Source organism: Gluconacetobacter sacchari, from assembly GCF_014174255.1.
Classification (GTDB): Bacteria; Pseudomonadota; Alphaproteobacteria; order Acetobacterales; family Acetobacteraceae; genus Gluconacetobacter; species Gluconacetobacter sacchari.
On record NZ_JABEQJ010000078.1, the window covers coordinates 1 to 2537 of the forward strand.

Annotated in this window: 2 protein-coding genes; both read right to left on the bottom strand. The window is 61.6% G+C overall.

Features of this window, described 5'->3' with window-relative positions:
- Window positions 1-136: 136 nt before the first annotated feature.
- The gene (locus HLH48_RS22655; RefSeq protein WP_246387733.1) at window positions 137-793 is read right to left on the bottom strand and encodes a plasmid pRiA4b ORF-3 family protein; all 657 of its coding nucleotides are present in this window, start codon (window positions 791-793) and stop codon (window positions 137-139) included.
- Window positions 754-2311, bottom strand: a protein-coding gene (gene tnpC / locus HLH48_RS22660; RefSeq protein WP_182999706.1) for an IS66 family transposase whose coding sequence is annotated in 2 segments (ribosomal slippage) — window positions 754-961 and window positions 960-2311 — 1560 coding nt in all. Because the reading frame shifts where the segments join, the coding sequence is not laid out codon by codon here. The genes HLH48_RS22655 and tnpC overlap by 40 nt, the downstream gene beginning before the upstream one ends.
- Window positions 2312-2537: the final 226 nt, after the last annotated feature.

Genomic DNA, 2537 nt, shown 5'->3' on the forward strand with positions numbered 1-2537 from the left:
ATCGAACGTGGCGAAGGTCTTGCCGCCAGGGAGACCTGACTGCTGGAGATGACGCCCGATCCGGCGGGCATTGCGTTCGGCGACTTCGATTTCGGCCAGCGCGGCGAGGAAGTAAGCATCCGGCGTGAGACGCGACTCAGGAACTGGATTTCATGGTCTTGTTGAGTCTTGTGCGGACAGCGTTGCGTCTGTTGGCGATGCGGTCCAGGGCGTTTCTGAGCGGAAGCTCATCGATCTCGTTGGGGTCCCAATCTTCGAGATAGTCACTGACTTCGTCATGGTCTGGATGGTCGGGATCGGCCCGGGCTTCAAGCATGTGACAGAATCCGGGAATGCCGCCGCAGTCTTCTGGCGGACAGGCATATTGGCCGGCGATGTATCTGGGGTACCCTTCCCTGACCTTTCCCTGGCGGACATTGTTGATGAGGAGGCGATGGCGCCATCCGTCACCGAAGTCATATTCGTAGACCATTTCGAGACGGGATGCTGTCAGAAGATCGCGCAGTCGGGTTTTGGCGGCGTCCCGGCGTGGCAGCCCACCCCAGTCTTCGTTATCAGACAAGCCGTAGCGTTGATCACCGACCGTGAATTCCCACAGATGGTAATCGAGCCATCCCATCGTCACCTGAATGACCTCATGCAGCGTCCTGAGCGTCAGCGAGGTCGGAACGTCAACCTCACGCCAGATCAGGGGCGCGGTATCCGTCAGTTCGATACGCATGGATGCGATTTCGTTAAAGCTGTGGAGCGCTGTCATGCCGCCAGAGTGGCAGATCCGACCTTCCAGTGCCATGGCAGGAGTTCATGGAGGCGTGGATTGGGGATGTCATTGATCCGTACCAGGACATCGGCGAGCCATGCCTGGGGATCGACATCGTTCAGGCGCGCGGTGACGATCAGGGAATACATGGCGGCGGCGCGCTCTCCGCCACGATCGGAACCAGCGAACAGCCATGCCCGTTCCGAGAGCGACGCCACGCAGGGCACGTTCGGCCGCATTGTTTGTCAGGCAGATCCGGCCATCAGTGAGGAATCGTGTGAATGTATCGGCACGCCGTAGAAAATAGTTCATGGCCTGGGCGACGGGATTTGTGGTCGACATGCGCCGGCAACACTCCCGCATCCAGTCGAACAGATCGTCGACCAGAAGCGCTATGTCTGTTTGACGGACTGCCAGCCGATGTTCCGGGGGCGTACCGTTGATGGTGCGCTCGGCCTGGAATATGGCGTCGATCCTGCCTACTGCCTCTATGGCGAGGGGCGCCTTGTCCCTCTCGGCGATTTTGAACAATCCCCTGCGTCCATGCGCCCAGCACCCGGCTGAGATCACTGGCGCAGGCTGACGTCCCGGCTTCGCCAGAGCGTTATATCCCGCATAGGCGTCTGACTGCACGATGCCGGTCCAGCCCGTGAGATGGTCCGTGGGATGCTCGCCCTTGCGGTCCCGGGAATAACGGAACCAGGCGGCTGGGGGTGCTGTGCCTCCAAACGGGCCATCGTCGCGCACATAATTCCACAATCGTCCGGTGACTGTCCGGCCTTTGGCCAGAACCGGCACGATGGTGTCGTCCGCGTGCAGGCGTTGTGCCGCCAGCACATGCGCCCGGATCAGCGCAGTCAGGGGGGCCAACGTCGCGGTGCAGGCCCCCACCCAGTCGGCCAATGTCGACGTGTCGAGATCGATCCCTTCGCGGGCAAAGGCTTCGCTCTGGCGGTTCAGCGGCAGATGCTGCAGGAATTTGTCGCACAGGATGGTCGACAGCAGCCATGGGCCGGCGCGTCCGCGCGCGATCGGATGGAAGGGGGCGGGTGGCTGGGTGATGCTCTCGCAGTCCCGGCAGGTGAACTTCTCCCGCACCGTCTGTATGACCTTGAACTGGCGCGGGATCACCTCCAGCGTCTCGGTGACGCTCTCCCCCAGTTTGCTCAGACGATCGCTGCCACAGCACGGACACTGTGTCGGTGCGGGGATGACGACCCGCTCGCGCGGCAGATCGGCACGCAGCGGCTGGCGTCCCCGGTTGCTCCAGGGGGCTGTCGCACGGACGGCGGGATCCGCGGCGTTTTCGGGCGCGTCCTCGGCGAGTGTCGTCTCCAACTCTTCCAGTTCGAGTTCGAGTTGGGCCAGCAGGCGGCGTCCTCGCTCCGACGAGGCGCCGAAACGATCCTGGCGCATCCGCGCGATAAGATGTTTGAGGTGGGCGATCTGCGCTTCGGCGCTGGCCGCTCGGGCTTCCGCGACCTGGGCACGCGCCTCGGCAGCGGCAAGCGCCGCTCGCAAGGCGATGATGTCGTCCGTATCTCCCGTCATGAAGACAGTTGATCACATGGGCGCTCAAAAGCGTACCAGTATATGCTGACCTGGCGCAGTTTTTATCATCCCGCCAGTTCAGGTCTCCATGTTTTCTGCGGATTGTGCCAGTCCACACCTGGAGGGTTCGAAAAACCCTCTGGTTTTGAGGTCTGCTCTGTGATTCCATTTTCCTTGCGTTGATTGGAGTATGGATCGTGAAGCAGGCGGGATTTTTTGACGTTGA

Coding starts and splice junctions, on each gene's coding strand:
- HLH48_RS22655 (WP_246387733.1), bottom strand. CDS start 793: ATGGCACTGGAAGGTCGGATCTGCCACTCTGGCGGCATGACAGCGCTC.